Source organism: candidate division TA06 bacterium (assembly GCA_016208585.1).
GTDB lineage: Bacteria > Edwardsbacteria > AC1 > AC1 > EtOH8 > UBA5202.
Genome location: JACQXR010000036.1, coordinates 1 through 16,960, shown reverse-complemented (window position 1 = coordinate 16,960; position 16,960 = coordinate 1). Strand labels below are relative to the sequence as shown.

Here is a 16,960-nt window from a genome sequence, read left to right as displayed (position 1 = left end):
GTTCGTAGAATGGGACATCGAAAAAGAATGGCTCCGGATATACTCCGAGTATAAAAGGGTCATTACATTAATATCCGAAATAAAGTTCACCCTCAATATATAGGCATCGGGGGGTGTACGGTTTCATACCAAAGCCAACCATTAACGCCATAAAAATGAAGACCAACTGGGATATAAATACTATTTAACTATAATAAGTGATTCTATAGTTTCTAAAGTATCAAAAGTAAGAAAGCGCGAGTAATATAAACCTGAATATGGCGATAAACGTTCATTATCCTCGTTGCGCCACATCCACCAATGATATTTATAGCCTGCATAAGCACCTACAAAACCTAAACCCAACTCAATTTCAGAGTTCTTGGAAACAAATCTGCCAAAAGCCAATGACAGTCCCATAGTAGGGCCTGCAAGATTTATCGTGTAATTACTGCCGTGCTTCGAAGGATAAGACAGACTATCGGAAGCAGCTGCAGCATTGGAATAGCTGAAAATAAACAAGACGACCACAACTGATGCAAAATAAAACGCTTTTTTCAAGGTGTTCTCCTAATAAAAAGCTTAATTTTTGCTGTATCAGTAATCCAGTTTTAAGCTTAACTCTGCGCCCCGGTCGTTGAATCTCAGGCCTGGCAGGTTGTTCGGATTTTTGGTATAGGCCAGCCAGAATCTGGCGTTAAAAAGTGCCCAATGCCAGGGCTGCCAGTTGAAATAAAGCGCTCCCTGATCGCGGCGCTGGATGGTGCCTGTTAAGAAGCCCGTGGCCAGGGCCACCGTGTCACTGCCACAAACCCCTCCGGTGGTATATGGATCTCCATTAACATAAATTATCTCGATCCCATATATCAGGCTGTCGGAGACTTTCCCCTCTCCATGCCGCTCCAGCGAATACTCCAGGCCCAGGTCGAACCGGGGATGGAACCGGTGTTCCAGCTTCAAATCGAACAGGTCGGCGTCGGTGCCTACGGCATGGCCGATGACGCTTAAGCTGTCGCCGCCCACGTAGCGGTTGCCGAACCTCCGGTGGCCATAGACCCATTTCTGGTTTCCGACATATTCCAGTTTGACATCGGCGTCAGGCAGGCCCAGCGGATCGGCCAGATGGACGCCCGCCAGGAATCCCAGTTTCTGGGGGGCCGGCGGATCCTGCTCGTACTGGACATCGTCCATCAACAGTTCTCCGTAGACCTTGCAGCCGTTGAAGGCGGTCCAGGCGGCATCGGCGGTCCACAGCACGTTGTCGTCGTCCCGCTCGTTCCACTGAGTGCCGTAGAACGACAGTAACGGATTGATGTAGACCGGGTCTATGTTCTTGGCCCGGTAGATCACCACTTCCGATGCGCCCAGGTCCAAGCTTTTGAACAGCCTGATGGTAGCCCGGTGCCCGGAAAAGAAGCGCTGCTGCTCGGTGCCCAGTATCCCGGCAAAGGACTCGAAGCCGATCCGCTTGTAATCGAGTTTTAGGTTCAGGGCGTCGAAGGCCGGGGCATTGTCCGAGACCAGCAGGGTGCCCACCCGGCCCGGCCCCCACCAGTGCTGCTGCCGGCCCAAGGTAACGTAGAGCCAGGGCAGTTTGACCCGGAAATACGACCAGTCGATCACAAATTTTCCTCCCCGCCAGGCGGTCTGGGTGGCCGAGATCTTCTCCACCTTGGCATTCTCCTTTTCCACCAGGAACGACAGTCTCTGGTCAAAGAACATGGACCCTTTGATGCTGCCGCCGAAGTCCACCTGACCAGTCAGCGAATGCGTCGGGGATGACAGATTGCTGATAAGTGTTTTTGGAAGCAACGCCCCGTCAGCATTGAATTTAACGTTCTCATCACCAACTGACAGCAGGTCCTTTTCCACCAGCCGGGGCTGGGTGGAATCGGCCAGGAATTCCTGGGAAAGCCTGTCCCAGTTGTATTTATCGGCCTTTGAAAGAGTCACCTGGTTAGAGGAAACCATCTCCTTCATTTTCCCCAGTTCGGCGGCGACCTGGCCGTAGCTATAGGGCCGGGTGGCCGGAAGCGCCAGCCAGCCCTTGGCCTCGAACCTCTGCAGAACGGGATAGGTCCAGTGTTTCAGGCCTAAATCTTTGGATTCTTCGGCCCAAAGTGAGCTGGTTGCGAATAACAATAATACGGCTAAAGTAGATTTTTTCATTGTATCCTTTTAATTGGTTTAACGTTTAAAAATACCATATATAACCCCTTGTTTGCAAGAGATTTATTGAGTATTTTAAAAATAAAAGGCCGTCCCGCAAACTTGTCCGCCATAGTCTGCCAACCTGTCCGCCGTAGTATGAACGTAGGCGGAAGGCAGACAAAGGTGGATTACGGGGCGGCCTTTTGGGTTAATGGGATATTTTTATTTTAGCATAGGCGGACTTGCATTCTCGTTTATTTTAGCATTAACATTTTCTTTGTCTCCGAGTAATCCCCAACACTTAAATGATAAAAATATACACCATCAGGGACTAATCTGCCCGTATTATCTTTACCATCCCAAGGGACAAAATAAGTTCCTTGGGTCTGATATTTTACGATAGAACTTATAATCTAATCGTCCGATTACTTTATTTTCCGGGACCAGCCCCCGATTCGCTTTCAGTGCTGCTGCCTGGCATAAGTTACCGTTTTATCCGACTGAAAAGTCGGATAAAGAATGTTTTGCGTGCGGGTGCCCTATTTCTTGATCAAGACATTCAGGCAGCTGGTTATTATGATTTCAGAGCAGCGCTGTGCGAAAGTTTCGCTTACGCTCCTTGCATGCTTTCGTCCGGCGCCATAGTCTGCTTATATGCAAGCAGGCTTTGGACGACGGCGTCCCAGGGGGGCCGTCCGCTTATGCTTTATATTATGGCTTCTTCGTGCCTGCACGCCGTAGTAGCATTAATAGTGGCTGTTTCGGCGCGCAAGCGTGTGCCAAAGCTTTAGCGGAGGCACTAGCTTTAGCGAAGGCCTCTCTTTGGAGCTTTCTCTTCAAGGAGAAAGCGGAGAAAAGATTAGGCAACAATTAGTTCTCAGCCTATCATCCTGCCCATTTTGCCCAGATACTCATCCGCCATTTTCTCCGCCTGCTCCCGGCTGCCGGCTTCGGCGTTGACGTGAAACAGCTCCCGGTAGGGATCCGGGATCACCTGCACCCAGTCGGGCCCGAAGAAAAGTTTCAGCCCGTCGATCATCTCCCGTTCCTGATGCCCCTTGGTCTCCTCTATCAGCGCCCGCAACACCTCGCCCTTCTTGCTCCAGGGACAGGCGATGTTCTTCCGGACCAGAAAGCTCCGGGGGATCTCGGAATAAAGGTCTTCGATCCTGGTTTGGGAAATGGCCATCATCTCTAGAATCTTGCAGACGGTCAACATGGCGTCGAAGGCCGGCTGGAATTCGGGGAAAATGAAACCCGCCCGGCGGCTGGCGATGAAGCCGACCTCCTCGCCGGAGGCCATCTCCATTAGGGAGCGGTTGTCTATCCGGCTGCGCTTGACCGCCACCCCGTATTTTTGGGCCATCTCCTCGATCACCCGCGAGGCGGTTACCGGAACGGCCAGGGCCTTGACGGCTTTGCTCTTCATCACTAAAAGCGAGATGGCCAGCATGGCCTCGTCGCCGCTTAATATCCGGCCCCGGCCGTCCACCAAGAACACCCGCTCGGCCCCACTGTCTAACAGAAAACCCAGGTCGGCCTTAAGCGACTTGACCGCCTCGGCCAGGCCGGCCTGCGATCTTTCAAAATCCTCTTTGGTCTTGGTGATCTTGGCGGGATTGAGCAGGGCATTAAGGGCCACCACTTCCAGGCCCAGTTCGCCCAGGAGGGAGGGAAAGATGGCGGCCGCCGCGCCATAGGCGTAGTCTATCACTATCTTAAAACCGGCCTCTTTGATGGCCCGGGTGTTGATGTAGGAAAGCAGGCCCTCGCGGTAGCTCTCGATGGTCCGCTCCGGAAACTCCAGCAGACCGGTATCGTCGGGTTCGGCCCGCTTAAAATCCTCGCGCAGGAACAGCCGTTCCAGGTTTTTCACCTTGGAGGGCGGTAGGTCCTTGCCGTCTCCGTCAAAAAATATTATATCCACGTATTTTGAATCGAACGGCGATTTGCGGGTATGGATGCCGCCCATCTCCTTGCCGGATTTCAGCTGGTAGCGCAACAGGGGAATGGGCATGGCCCTTAAGTCCTCGGCGTTGGCCCCGGAGGAAAGCAGCCCCGAGAGCAAGGCCCGGTTGATCATCCGGCTGGCGGGATGACCGTCCCGGCTGGTGGCCGCCAGGGAGCCCGGCCCCAGAAGGGCCCCGAAGGCCGCCCCCAGCTTGGCCGCAAACTCCGGGGTCATCTCCATGTTGGCCAGTCCGGTCACCCTGGGGCCGGCGAAGAATTCCTTGAGCCAGCGGTCGCCCCAGATCAGGCTGGAGGTCAGGATGGAATCCTCGTCCACCGCCTTGCCCGGCCAAACCTTGATGTTCTCCAGCACCCGGGCCCGGGGACCGATTTGGACCTGGCTGCTGATGATGGCGTTCTGTTCTATTCCCGCGCCCTCGGAGACCGTCACTCCGTCGCAGACTATCGCCCCGTCTATCCGGGCCTGGTCGCCTACCCGGCAATCGGCCCACAGGATGGAGTGTTCGATGAAGGCGTTCCGGCCGATCTGGCAGTTGTCCCCGATCACCACGTCGTGGAGATGGGTGCCTTCGCCCACTTTGACGTTCTTGCCCAGGATCACGGCTCCGGTCAGGTTGGTATTCCTGGCCTGGATGCTTGATCCCTTGCCCACCCAGATGTCCTTGCCAATCAGGTTCAGCCGGTCGCCTTCCACCTCCACCTTGACGTTCCCTTTGAGGGCGTCCCAGTGGGCCTGGCGGTATTCCGAGATGTTGCCCACGTCCCGCCAGTAGCCGGAGGCCACCTGGCCGTAGAGCGGCAGGTTTTTCTCCAGCAGGGCCGGGAACAGGTTTTGGGAGAAGTCGAATTCCCGGGCTTTGGGGATCAGGTCGAAGATCTCCGGCTGGAACATGTAGATCCCGGTGTTGATGGTATCCGAGAAGACCTGGCCCCATGTGGGCTTTTCCAGGAAACGTACAATGCGGCCGTCCGGCTCGGTGATTACGATGCCGTATTCCAGCGGGTTCTGGACCCGGGTCAGGGTGATGGTGGCCAGGGCCTTTTTGTCATTGTGGAACTTTACGATCTCGGAAAGGTCGAAATCGGTCAGCAGGTCGCCGGAGATCACGATGAACGGCTCCTTCAGCAGATCCCGGGCCATGCCTACCGCCCCGGCCGTGCCGTAGTCGGCGTCGGGCCTCAAATATTCTATCTTCACGTCGTATTCGGCCCCGTCCTTGAAATGGCCGGAAATGGCCTGGGCCTGGTGGAACAGCAGCGCCGCCATCTCGGTAATGCCGTGCCCGGCCAAAAGCCGGATGACATGCTCCATCATCGGGCGGTTGACCACCGGTACCATGGGCTTGGGCAGGATGCAAGTCAGGGGGCGCAGCCGCGTCCCAAAACCTCCGGCCATGATCACGGCTTTCATTTGTTTTGCTCCCCCGATAGATTATCCCGGTCGGGCTTGGTTTCGATGAATATTTTTTTTAACAATTTTTCCTGGAAAATATTCGGTGGCTGCCCCCGCCGGCTCATGACCGTCCGGGCCGTGGCCAGGGCCTTGTCTAACTGATGGTCCCAAAACTTTTCGCTGCAGCCCCAGCTGAACGGCGGTAGGTATTTTTTCACCGGGCCGCCGAAGACATTGCAGGCCACGCCGATGACCGCCCCGGTGTTGATCATGGTTCCAATGGCAGTCTTGCTGTGGTCGCCTATGTAACAGCCGGCCTTGATCTGCCCGGAGTCCTCGTACTTCCCGTTGACCCAAACCGTGATGTTTCCGTAATTGTTCTTCAGGTCGGAGTTGCAGGTCTGCGCCCCCAGGTTGACCCAGGCACCCAGATAGGCGTGGCCCAGAAAGCCGTCGTGGCGCTTGTTGCTGTAATGCATGACCACGGACTCTTCCAACTCGCCCGCTATTTTGCAATGATGTCCCAGGGACGCCCCGGGCCTGATCCTGGCCCCGTCGATCACCGCCTCCGGCCCGATATAGCAGGGCCCCTGGATGTAGCTGGGCGGACTGATCCGGGCCTTCTGGTCGATGATGATGGGTCCCCGGGTGGTGTCCAGCGCCGTTCCCGGCAGCACCTGCGCCCCCTTGCCGATCTTAATATCCTTTCGTTTGCCCACCAGATGGACGCCTTTGGACAGCTTGACCCCGCCGTCCTTAAAAAGATCAAAATCTTCGGTAATGGCCCGGCCGTTGTAATTGACCAGTTCCCATAGGCGTTCGAAGACCGGGTCCTTGGTCTCAAAGCTGCGCATTTTTTGAACTATGGAATTTATGAAGGCCGGGGTGGGATTGTTTTGTTTAATCAGATCCAGAAGTTTTTTATCGCATATCTTAAACGCCACAATTGACTGGCCGGAAAGAAATACGGTGTCGGTCTCGGCCTTGGACAGCCAGTTCACGGTGCGGGCCGAAAGCCTGGCCCGGCCGTTTATCAGGAGCAGGGGAAGCCCGGCCTGGCCTATCTCCTGGCCTTCCAGCCCGGCGGCCCTTAAGACCTCCTGACGCTCCGGCAGGGCCCAAAAGTTAGCCTTCCTGGCGCCCAGCCTCAAGAGGCCGGCATGCATCAGACAGTGGCCTCCCAAAAGCAGGCTCCAGCAGGGCCGCAGGCAGGTCAGGGGATAGAGGCCTTTATAACCCTCGTCTTCGAAAAAAGCTATTTGTTTCATCGGCGGAAACTCTGTAAATTGTTGGAATTTCCCTTTATAAACTTTAATGATAACGCAAAAACCGTATGATTGTCAAACAAAAAAGCGTAACAACAAAAAAGCGTAACAAAAATATAGCCCAGGCCTGAAGGCCTGGGCTATTGATGAAACCTAACCCCTCCCGTTAGCCATCCCCTCAAGGGGAGAGCTGGGTGGGGTTACCTTACCACCTGTATCCTCTGCGTTTCAAATGAATGAGACTAATATTTCTACTGAATATATGCTTGTTATTTTGGAGGAGTTTTATAACTTTTTAATACTATCGTTCCCTGGATAGCCCCTTCTACAAATCCTACATCCCGGGCAAACCACATACAGCCGCTCGCGGTGTTGTCTCGGTAATTTTTATACCTCAATTTAAAACATTCGGGATAACGCACGGTATCAATGGTTACAGCTTCTCGCATCTCTAAAAAGCTATAATCGTTTGTTCCTGTGCCCCATTTTCTTCCCACGATCAATGGGAATACAGCCCTGTTGCAAATAAGATCGCCGTTTTTATTGTGTTCAGTTATGCCGCTTGCGGTCTTCTTAAAATAAGTGGTATCGGTATACAAATAAGTGGTATCAGTAACCGGGGGACCATTTTCAACAACGCATTTCACAGTGTCCATACCCCACAAGATGACCGTGTCGATAACGGTGCGGGTGACGGTATAGGTGCTGCCGTTGATTGTCCAGGCATAAATCCATTTTGAACCGGTCACTAATGGGAAATAATCCCCAGACAATGTATCTTCTGGGACAGGTGGCTTGACGCTGGCAGGGGGTTCTTTGCTGCAACCGCTAAAAACCACCGCGGCAATTATTGTTGCCGCAAGCAAAGATGAAAGTATTTTGTTTCTCATTTTATGGCTCCCCTTTAAAAACAATTTTATGGGTTTTAATTATATGCTGGATAACCTTGTGCCAAGCGCTGAATTTGGAGCATTAAGCCTTTTTCTCCGTGCCCGTCTGATGCGGATCCGGGGCAATTGGCATCCACCCAATGGAAAAATCAATTTTTCCCCGGCCCGGATACCTGCCGGGTTCTGACCTAACCCTCTCTCCAAATTAATTTGGAGAAAGTCGTCGGCAGATTGGGTGAGGTTGGCAAGAGCCTGCACTGCCTGTCCGCCGACTTGTCCGCCGTAGCAGCAACGCGAAGGAGGAAGCAAGAGCGTAGGTGGGAGATAGGCTTGTATATACTACTCAGAGCGGATACTTGTGGTGAGTGACTTGTACTGAGCTTGCCGAAGTAAGCCGAACCAATAGTAGATTTTATTCTCACCAAAACACACGCCTGTGCGCCACCTTTTTCATCGGTGTAAACTCCGTGCTACAGCGCGCAGGCGCGAAATACGCTAATTATATTGGATTGAAAGAAACAGGAATGTCTACTAATAGACGCTCCTATTAATAACTTACGGAAGTGTCAAGCCTTGGTCGTTTCTCTCTTCCCCCTTGAAACCTCTTTGGTCATCTGCTCCCTGATTTTCCTTAAATCGCTGGGAAAGCTAATGGCCTTTGCCTAGGCACCCACTATGGCGTCCTAAGGTTGATGAGACAAACTTGTAGCTGTCTTCAATTGGTTTTTCGTGGTTAAAAACCCCCATTAACAATTATCAGTTATCAATTTCCTAATCTACCGTTACTGTTGGCTCATCACTACGAACTCTATCCGCCTGTTCTCGGCCCGGCCCTTGACGGTCTTGTTGCTGGCTATGGGCAGCGATTCTCCGTAGCCCTTGGCGGTCATCCGGTCCCCGGCAATGCCCTGGATGTTGATCAGGTAATTGCGCACCGACACCGCCCGGGCCTCCGAAAGCCTCTGGTTCTTGGCGTCGCTGCCCCGGCTGTCGGTGTGGCCGCCGATCTCGACCTTGATGGTGGGATTGTCCTTGAGCATCTTGGCGGCTTCGTCCAGGATGCTGTACGAGGACGGGATGATGTCGGCCCGGTTGATCTTGAACTTGATGCCGATGAGGACCACCTTCTCGCCCTTCTTGGGAATGGCCCGGAGTGAGAAGTTCTGAATGAAGGTCTGCTTGTCGTTGACCGGCACCGGGGCGGTCTCGGTGTTGTAGCCCTCGGCCTGCGCCTGCACCATGTAGATGTTGGGCGGCAGGTTGATGGAATATATGCCGGTCAGCAGGTCGCTGACCGCCGGCGTTCCCACCATTACCTTGTCGGGCCCGAAAATGTTGATGGTGGCGCCCATGGCATTGCCGGTCTTGCTATCGGTGATCTTGCCGGTGATGTTGCCCCGGGGATATTCCTTGCGCCTTAAGCCGAAGTCCACGATCATGGTCTGGCCCTGGGCTATGCTCACCGCCTTCTCCTGCCACAGGAATGAATCTCCGGCCGCGGCTCGGATCCTATAGGTTCCGGCCGGGACGTTAATGGAGTAACTGCCGTCTGGCTTGAGCATGATGGGCGCGCCGTTGTTGATGGCGGGCGAGGTCAAAGTGGCCTCAAGCATGGAATCGGTGCCGGCGATCATCACCTTGCCGGCGATGATGGTGGCCGGGGGCGGCGCGGTCTTCTTCATAGTGCTGGAGGTCACCGAGAACCCGAAGACGGCGTTCCAGTTGGGCGAAGTGGATCCCCTGAACAGCTTGAACTCGCAGCCGCCGTCCATGGTGAAACCGCCCGGGGTGTTGAAGCGAATGCCGGGAGTGATGCGCGCGGGGCTGCCCCAGGTGAAGGTCTGGTTCTTCAGTTTTTCGCCCGATGCTTCCACCAGGAAAGTGACATACGGCCCGGCGGCCACCTCCATGCCGACGCCCCACAAAAGCTGGTTTCCTCGGTCAACGGTGCCGCGGACGGCCGGATGAACCCGGCTGGTGCTGTCGGCCCGATAAAGGATATCGGGATTGGTATCGCTTGTATCGGGGTTGGCATAAACCAAAGTGTCATAATCAATGACATATCCCGATTTAGCTTTGCCGGCCTTTAAGAATCCCAGGTTCCCGTGGAGCGAGGCCGGCCCCAGGGTAAGAGTGCCCAAAAACTTGGCGCCGAAGTCGGGGTTGTGGGCGTTGAGTTCGGTAAAGCCGTGGGCCACCAGATTAGAGTCGGGGCGTTCGGGCTGCTTCGGGTTATCGGTGTACATATAGGCCGTGGTCGCCGGAAATCCTATCGAGACGAACGGCTCTGCGCCCACGGCATAGGAGAATGGCGCTCCCCCGTATTCCTTGGACTGGTAAGAGAATTTGGTTTTCAACAGGATGTTCTCCAGCCAGAACAAAGCCAGATCGTAATTAACTCCGTCGTAGCGGAGTTTGCCGGGCTGGCCCACCACGTTGGAATGCCGGTCGTAAGTGGCGTAGATCCTGGGGCCGACGGAGAATTCGAAGAAATCCAGCGGAGCATAGGAAACCATCAGCCTTATCATGCCCCGGTAATGTTTATCCACTTCGCCTTTGACGGTGTTGGTATCGCCCTGGAAAAAGGGATCTCCCTTTTTCCGGTCTTCCCCGCCGAAGTCGGACTGCAGGAAACCCACCGACATCATGCCCCTTCCCATGGTCCGGGCCGAGGAGACCTTGAACAGTCCGCAGCCGCCGTCAAAGGCCGGGGGACGATAAGCCCGGGCCAGCCCGGCCCCGGCCAGCGTCAGCAGAAAAAATATTGCCAAACTTTTGATACGCATTTGTCAGCCTCCAGAAATTATTATTTTCTAAATACCCTGAACGTTAAATATATCAGGAATAATAAGGTTTTGTCAAGAGATAAAAGTTGGGGAAAGTTGGGAAAACGCTTTTTTGTTTTCCGGTTAAACATCCATTTCCTTGAGATCAAGCCTCAGTTCTCTATAGGCTCCCTTTTCCAACAGCCTTATGACCTCCTCCATGTCTCCGGGCAGAGGCGCCTTGAATTCCATGTATTTGGATGTGGCGGGATGGACGAACCCCAGCGCCGCAGCATGCAGGGCCTGGCGGCCAATGGCGTCCAGCAGTTCCTGGGCCAGGCCGGCATTGGCGGAGGCGAAACGGGAAAACAGGGAGCGGGCCCGGCCCCCGTAATCGGGATCGCCCAGCACCGGGTGCCCCAGATGCTGCAAGTGAACCCTGATCTGATGGGTGCGGCCTGTCTCCAGCTTTATCTCAACCAGCGAGGCGATTTTGTATTCCCTTAAAACCCTGTAATGAGTAACCGCTTGGCGGCCCCTTAAGCTGGTAACTCCCATTTTTTTTCGGTCAAAGGCCGACCTGCCGATGGGAGCCGAAATCGTCCCTTCAGGTTCCCCTAAAATCCCCCAGACCACCGCCCGGTAACGGCGCACGATCTTGCGGGCCTCTAACTGGCGGGCCAACAGGGTATGGACCTGGTCGGTCTTGGCTGCCAATAAAAGTCCGGAGGTCCCTTTGTCCAACCGGTGCAGGATCCCGGGCCGTTCCCGCCCTCCCACCCGGGAAAGGTTTTGGGCATGGTGCAGCAGGGCGTTGACCATGGTGCCCCGGCGGTTGCCGGCCGCCGGGTGGACCACCATCCCAGCCGGCTTGTTGATCACCAAAAGATCCTGGTCCTCGTAAACTACGTCCAACGCGATGTCTTCGGCCAGCAACTCCCGCCGGGGCGCGGCCAGCCGGTCCTTTTTGATCTCGATCCTGTCGCCGGGTTTCACCAGATAGCCTGGGGTTTTTAGCTTTCCGTCCACCAGCACCCGCCCGGACTCTATGAACTTCTGCAGCTGATTGCGGGAATGGTTCATTCCCTGACAGCTTAGGTACCGGTCCAGCCGCACCCGGCTTTGGGCGGAGGAAACGGTTACGTTTATGATCTGAAGTTCATCCGGCATGCCGTCAATTCAATTTGCAATTTACAATTTACAATTTACAATTCACAATTCACGATTCACAGGCCAGCAGTCATTATCTGTTATTGCTCCACCCAGCAGTGTTTGTAAAGCTCGGAGCCGAACGGCCGGGGCCGGTAGCCGTGGACGGCGTTCCTGACCGCGGTGGATTTTACGGAGTGGTACAAAAACACCCAGGGGGCCTCCTGCACTATCAGCTCCTCTATCTTGCGGTAGCGCAGCAGCCTTTGGCCGGGATCGCGGATGGTGACGGCTTCGTCCAGCATTTCGTCTATCGCCGCCGACTTGAAAAAGGATGTGTTGCCGGCCCGGCCACCGTTTTTGGAATGGAACAGGGGATACAGGAAATTATCGGGATCGCCGTTGTCCGAGGACCAGCCGTTGAACGACAACTGGGACTGGCAGCCGTAGGTTTTTTCCAGCAGGGCTTTCCAGCTTAAGGGATTGGGTTTGATGCTGATGCCAACCTCCCGGCAGCTTTGGCGGACTACCTCAAACCGCTGCAGCTGGGCTTTGCTGTCCCGGATATCCAGCAGATATTCCCCGGGCAATCCCCCGGCAAAGCCCGCTTCGGCCAACAGTTTTTTGGCCCGGTCGGGATCGTAGCCGTAGCCGGCCAGGTTGGGGTTGTAGGCCCACAGCTCCGGCGGAAAGACCCCCTTGGCTATAACGGCGTCCCCGGCCAGTTCGGTGGTTTCGATCAGCGCTTTCTTGTCGACCGCGTAGTTCAGGGCCTGGCGCACTCTTATATCGGCAAAGGGCGAGACCCTGGAAACATTGATGCACAGATACTGGACATTGAGCTGGGGCAGGCTTACCACTTTCAGGGTGGGGTCAGAGGAAAGGGCCCGGCGCTGCAGGCTGTTGACGTCGGTGATATCCAGCCGGCCCGAGGCCAAAGCTTCTATCTTCTGTTCGTCGTTCAGGTCGATGGAATATTTTACGCCGGACAGCGATATCCTGCGCTCGTAGTAATGGGGATTGGGCTCCAGCTCCAGGGTTTTTCCCGGTTCCCAGTTTTTCAGGACGAAGGGCCCCGAGCCCACCGGATGGCGGGAGAAATCCTGAGAGCCGTCCTCCACCAGCTCCTTGGGAACGATGGCGGCCACGGTGCAGGCCAGGTTGGCGAGAAATGGCATAAAGGGATACTGGAGCACGATTTTTATGGCCTGGGAATCGATGGCTTGCAGTCCGCTTATTTCTTTGGCCTGGCCCTGGCTATATTCGGAAGCGCCTTTGATCATTTCCACAAAACCCTGGTTGGGCGATTTTATTTTGGGGCTTAAGAGCCGTTCCAGGGAATATTTGACGTCCGGGGCCGCCAGTTCTCGTCCGTGGCTGAATTTTATTCCCCGCCGGAGGTAAAAGGTCCAGCTCAGTCCGTCCGGGGAGATCTTCCAGCGCCAGGCGATGGCCGGGATGACGCTGGCCCCGCCGCCGAACTGGACCAGCCCTTCGAATATTTGGGACGCCACTTCGTTGGAGGTGGCGTCGGTCATCATGGCCGGGTCCAGGGTGATGGGATCGGAATTAATGTCGACCTTCAGCCGGCCCCCGATGTAATCCTTAAGCCCGGCCGATTCTATTTCCGCCCGGCCCAATGAACCCATTCGTTCGAACCAGGCCAGGGAGTCCCGGCCTTTCAGCAGAAATCCCGAGAAGCCCTGGAGTTTGGCCGCCACTTCCTGGTAGCTCTGGCTGTACTGGTTATAACGGCCAAAGATGTCCTGGTGGCGGGACTGCTGGCGGTCGATGCCCAATCCGGCCTCGGCCACTATCTGCTCCATCCGCCCTCCCGACTCCCGGGCCAGGTCCAGGAGCCGCCTGGCTTGGGAAATCGATTCCAGGCTGGTGGCCATGATCTTCTGGGTCTGCCTGACGGTGCCGCTGGTCTGGGCGAACTGCTCGGTGACCTGCTTTAAAAGCGGGCCGATCTTGGCCGAATCGGCGGCCGCCTGCTGGGAAAGGGACTGGGCCTGGCCCACTATGCCCCCGAAATCCCCTCCGCCCTGCCCCATCTCGGCCACCTCCACCGCGGCGTAGAATGAAAGCAGTTTTATCTGCTCGGTAAAATCCTTGATGGCGGCGCCGGTCTGGGAGATCTCCACTAGTTTTGCGGACATGCCTTCCCGGTCCGCTTCGCATTCGTCCAGCCAGGTCTTTACCCGGGCCAAGTTGTCGAAGGATTCGGTCAGCCTGCCGCTCATTTCTTCAAAATCCCGCCGGTTGCGGCCGATGGACTTGCCCGTCCCGTCCAGGCTGGACTTGATGCGGTTGATATTCTCAAACAGCGCCTCCAGGTTCTGCCACAGGGTCCCGGCCAGTTCTTCCTCAGCCCCCAGCACCGTTTTCTGATCGTCGATGGTGGTTTGCAGATCCCGCCACCGCTCGGAGGCCGCCTGCAGCTTGGCTTTGAGCATCATCCAGTTGTTCCTGGCCTCGTGCAGGGCGGCGGAGTTGCCGACGCTTTCCCACAAGCCCAGGGCTTCGTCCATCTGGTTCTTGGCGTATTCCACCTGCCCCATTTCGCCGGTCTCGGTGGAGAGCGCCAGGGCCGCCACTTCCTGGGAGACCGACAGCCCCTCGGCGCTCTGGGCGATGTTCTTCAAGCCTCCCACTAATTTGTTCTCCAGCTCCCGCTGTTCCCTGGCCATCAGGCCGATCCGGTCAAAGGCCTCCACCATCCCCTGGTTGGACCGATAAAGCGAATTGAGCTTGTCCGTTACCTGTCCGGCCCGTGATTTCAGCCCGTCCACTAGGTGCCGCGATTCCAGCACCCCGGAGGACATCTTCTGGATGCTGCCCTTGACCCCCGTCGTCAGGGCCGGGACCAGGGAGGCCGTATTCTCCATGTCTCCGGCCAGCCGGCTCATGTTCTCGGCGATCACCCCGAATCCTTTTCCCTGGCTGCCGGCATGGAACGCTCTGATTTCGGCGTTGCGCACTAATTGTTTTATCTTGACGGACAATCCGGCTATCAGGCCGGCCAGTTTTTCCAGTTCCGCCGTGGTGGCAAAAAGGCCGTTCAGCTCCTCCGTCGACCGCTGGTGGCTCTGGTCCACCAGGTCAAAGGAATCCAAAGCGCCTTTCAGCTGCTGTTCGGCCCGGGCGATCACCTGCTTGTATTCCTGGCTGTTCTCTGTCACCAGCGCCAAGGAATTGGCGATGGCGTCCATCCCCTCAAAGGCCTCGGCCAGGGCCGCCCCAAAAGCGTGGATGTTGACCAGGTGCCCCCGCTCCTCGGCGGCCAGAGCGCTGATGTTCCCCGACAGCTCGGGCAGGATCTTCAGGAACTCGTCTATCTTCCGGAGCACGTCAAGCAGTTCATCCGAGGGCTTCCACCGGGCTTCGGACGTCTCGGGCACATCCTGTATGGCTGCTGCCCCGGAAGTTTTGGAGTTGAAGTTGAATAGTTTCATCTCAGCCTGGTGATAAAAGATTTATTGTTGAACACGCGGGAACATTATTGGACACTGATTGACACTGATCATATTAATGCTCCATTGCCCGCGCAAAACACACGAAAAGCCTGTGAAAACATTTTTAAAATGGAGCCCCACGGGCAAAGCCCGTGGTCTTCTGCGAAGGCGGATAAATACCGTGGGCGATCAGTTCAGCCTACGTAGCCTGAAGCCATATGCAGGCCTGCTTGTTATATTTGGGTCTTATGTGCCCATTCGACTTCGCTCAGGGCATGCTTTATGTGGTTATTAATAAATCCTGGTGATTACAGGTCCACTTTCTCCGAAGCGATCTTTTGCCCCATGAATATCTCGCCCAGGTGGTCGAAATGCTGGCAGGCGTCGGTGGTCAAAAAGCGGCAACCCCCGTTCTTGGAGATTTTGATTTCATGCTCCGGATGCCGGGTCAGATATTCCTTCAGGCTGGGCGCCACTAATTCGTCCTGGGACAGTATCCGGACGCTCTCCGGCAGCAGGGCCTTGATCTGCGGCAAGATCAGGGGATAATGGGTGCAGGCCAGCAACAGGGTATCGATATTTGGGCTTTGGGCCTTGGTCTGCCCCCAGTATTTTTTGATGAAGTATTTTAAGCCCCCGCCCTCCAGCTCCCCGGCTTCGACCAATGGCACCAGCATGGGGCAGGCCTGCTGGACCAGCTTGACCCCGGGGGCGTGCTTGGCGATCTCGATGGTAAAGCTGTCGGAGCGGACCGTGCCCTGGGTGGCCCACAACGCCACGGAATTGGTTGAAGTATGGCCGGCGATGGCCTCCACCGTGGGGCGGATCACCCCCAGCGCCCGGCGTTCGGGGCAATGAGCGGGAAGATACTGCTGCTGGATGCTGCGCAGCGCCTTGGCTGACGCGGTGTTGCAGGCGATCACCACCAGGGGGCAGTTTTGTTTGAAGAGATAATCCACCCCTTCGGTGGCGAATTTTAAGACGGCCTCAAAGGAACGGTTGCCGTAAGGGGTGCGGGCGTTGTCGCCCAGGTAGATGTAGTCGTACTGCGGCAGCAGTTGGCGGATCTGCTTGAAGATGGTCAGCCCGCCGAAGCCGGAGTCGAAGATGCCTATGGGGGATGATTGGGTCATAGGGTTAGCCCTCCACCACCTTTATCTCTGCCTCGGTCAGCCCGTATAGCCGATAAACCAGCTCGTCAATTTCTTTATCCACCGCCGCAATTTTTATGCGGTTCTTTTCCCTAAGTTCGGGGGTTTTATTTAAGGCCAGCATTTCTTTGACAAATTTTGATAATTGATCGTGTTTATTTTTTGCACCTTTTTGTCGCTTCCGGGTTTAGTGTGAGTGCCCCAATATGTTGTGATAGGGAGGTTAGTATGCTTTAGGCCGTTGCCGCTCTTGGATAAAGATCAAGGCCGCCGCAGTGGAAGTAGATTGCAACTTTGTAGTGCTTCCGGTTCCGGTATCCACAGGCCATCAGTTTTATCGTTTGGATCTTGCTGTTGATCCCCTCCGATGTAGCATTTGTAATCCGGTGCTTTATGTAAGTCAGCAGGTTGGCAAGATGCCGCTTCAGCGTCTTAGCGGCTTCGATTATCGGCTTAAGCCGGGAATGCGTGGCCCAGAAGTACCACGCATTAAAGTATTTCTCCGCGCATTTTGTATACGAGTATGCCCAGAAATGTCGGAGAGCTTCCTTGATCGCCCAACTGCGGCTCGTTTTGAGTTCGGCGTTCTTTATGCCGGCAAACGGCTTTGTTGCGTGAATAAGGGGTAATTTGGTATAATCTGGCCATGATTAACGAACTGAAAGGGGCCAGAAGGTGAAAACATCGCTCAACAATCAAAAAGGCATCACACATAAAACCAAGAAAAAAGCCCGGTATAAAATAAAGAACTGGCCGGCCTATAATGAAGCGTTAAAACAACGGGGTAG

Annotated in this window: 11 protein-coding genes; all 11 read right to left on the bottom strand. The window is 55.3% G+C overall.

The window, feature by feature from the left end; genetic code table 11:
- Positions 1 to 180 precede the first annotated feature (180 nt).
- The 11 genes from HY768_02995 to HY768_02945 all read right to left on the bottom strand — a co-directional run bounded on the left by HY768_02995 (position 181) and on the right by HY768_02945 (position 16,792).
- Positions 181 to 540 carry a hypothetical protein gene (locus HY768_02995; GenBank protein MBI4726184.1) on the bottom strand — a complete coding sequence of 120 codons (360 nt, stop codon included), beginning with the start codon at positions 538 to 540 and terminating at the stop codon, positions 181 to 183.
- Between the two features lie 36 nt (positions 541 to 576).
- Positions 577 to 2,148, bottom strand: coding sequence for a hypothetical protein (locus tag HY768_02990; GenBank protein ID MBI4726183.1), 1,572 nt, complete (start codon positions 2,146 to 2,148; stop codon positions 577 to 579).
- Positions 2,149 to 3,007: 859 nt separating this feature from the next.
- Entirely contained in the window at positions 3,008 to 5,512 is a 2,505-nt protein-coding gene (locus HY768_02985; protein MBI4726182.1) for a mannose-1-phosphate guanyltransferase, read from the bottom strand.
- Positions 5,509 to 6,762, bottom strand: coding sequence for a hypothetical protein (locus tag HY768_02980; GenBank protein MBI4726181.1), 1,254 nt, complete (start codon positions 6,760 to 6,762; stop codon positions 5,509 to 5,511). The genes HY768_02985 and HY768_02980 overlap by 4 nt, the downstream gene beginning before the upstream one ends.
- Before the next feature lie 266 nt (positions 6,763 to 7,028).
- The gene (locus HY768_02975; protein MBI4726180.1) at positions 7,029 to 7,649 is read right to left on the bottom strand and encodes a hypothetical protein; all 621 of its coding nucleotides are present in this window, start codon (positions 7,647 to 7,649) and stop codon (positions 7,029 to 7,031) included.
- A 782-nt stretch (positions 7,650 to 8,431) separates the two neighbouring features.
- A complete protein-coding gene (locus HY768_02970) occupies positions 8,432 to 10,435 on the bottom strand; it encodes an OmpA family protein (GenBank protein ID MBI4726179.1) in 2,004 nt (667 codons plus the stop codon).
- A gap of 123 nt (positions 10,436 to 10,558) precedes the next feature.
- On the bottom strand, positions 10,559 to 11,584 hold the full coding sequence (locus tag HY768_02965) for an RluA family pseudouridine synthase (GenBank protein MBI4726178.1): 1,026 nt from the start codon (positions 11,582 to 11,584) through the stop codon (positions 10,559 to 10,561).
- Between the two features lie 80 nt (positions 11,585 to 11,664).
- Entirely contained in the window at positions 11,665 to 15,021 is a 3,357-nt protein-coding gene (locus HY768_02960; GenBank protein ID MBI4726177.1) for a hypothetical protein, read from the bottom strand.
- Positions 15,022 to 15,329: 308 nt separating this feature from the next.
- Entirely contained in the window at positions 15,330 to 16,154 is an 825-nt protein-coding gene (gene murI / locus HY768_02955) for a glutamate racemase (protein ID MBI4726176.1), read from the bottom strand.
- 4 nt (positions 16,155 to 16,158) lie between these two features.
- Positions 16,159 to 16,296, bottom strand: a complete 138-nt coding sequence (locus HY768_02950) for a hypothetical protein (GenBank protein MBI4726175.1) — start codon at positions 16,294 to 16,296, stop codon at positions 16,159 to 16,161.
- A 109-nt stretch (positions 16,297 to 16,405) separates the two neighbouring features.
- A complete protein-coding gene (locus tag HY768_02945) occupies positions 16,406 to 16,792 on the bottom strand; it encodes a transposase (GenBank protein ID MBI4726174.1) in 387 nt (128 codons plus the stop codon).
- Between the last annotated feature and the right edge of the window lie 168 nt (positions 16,793 to 16,960).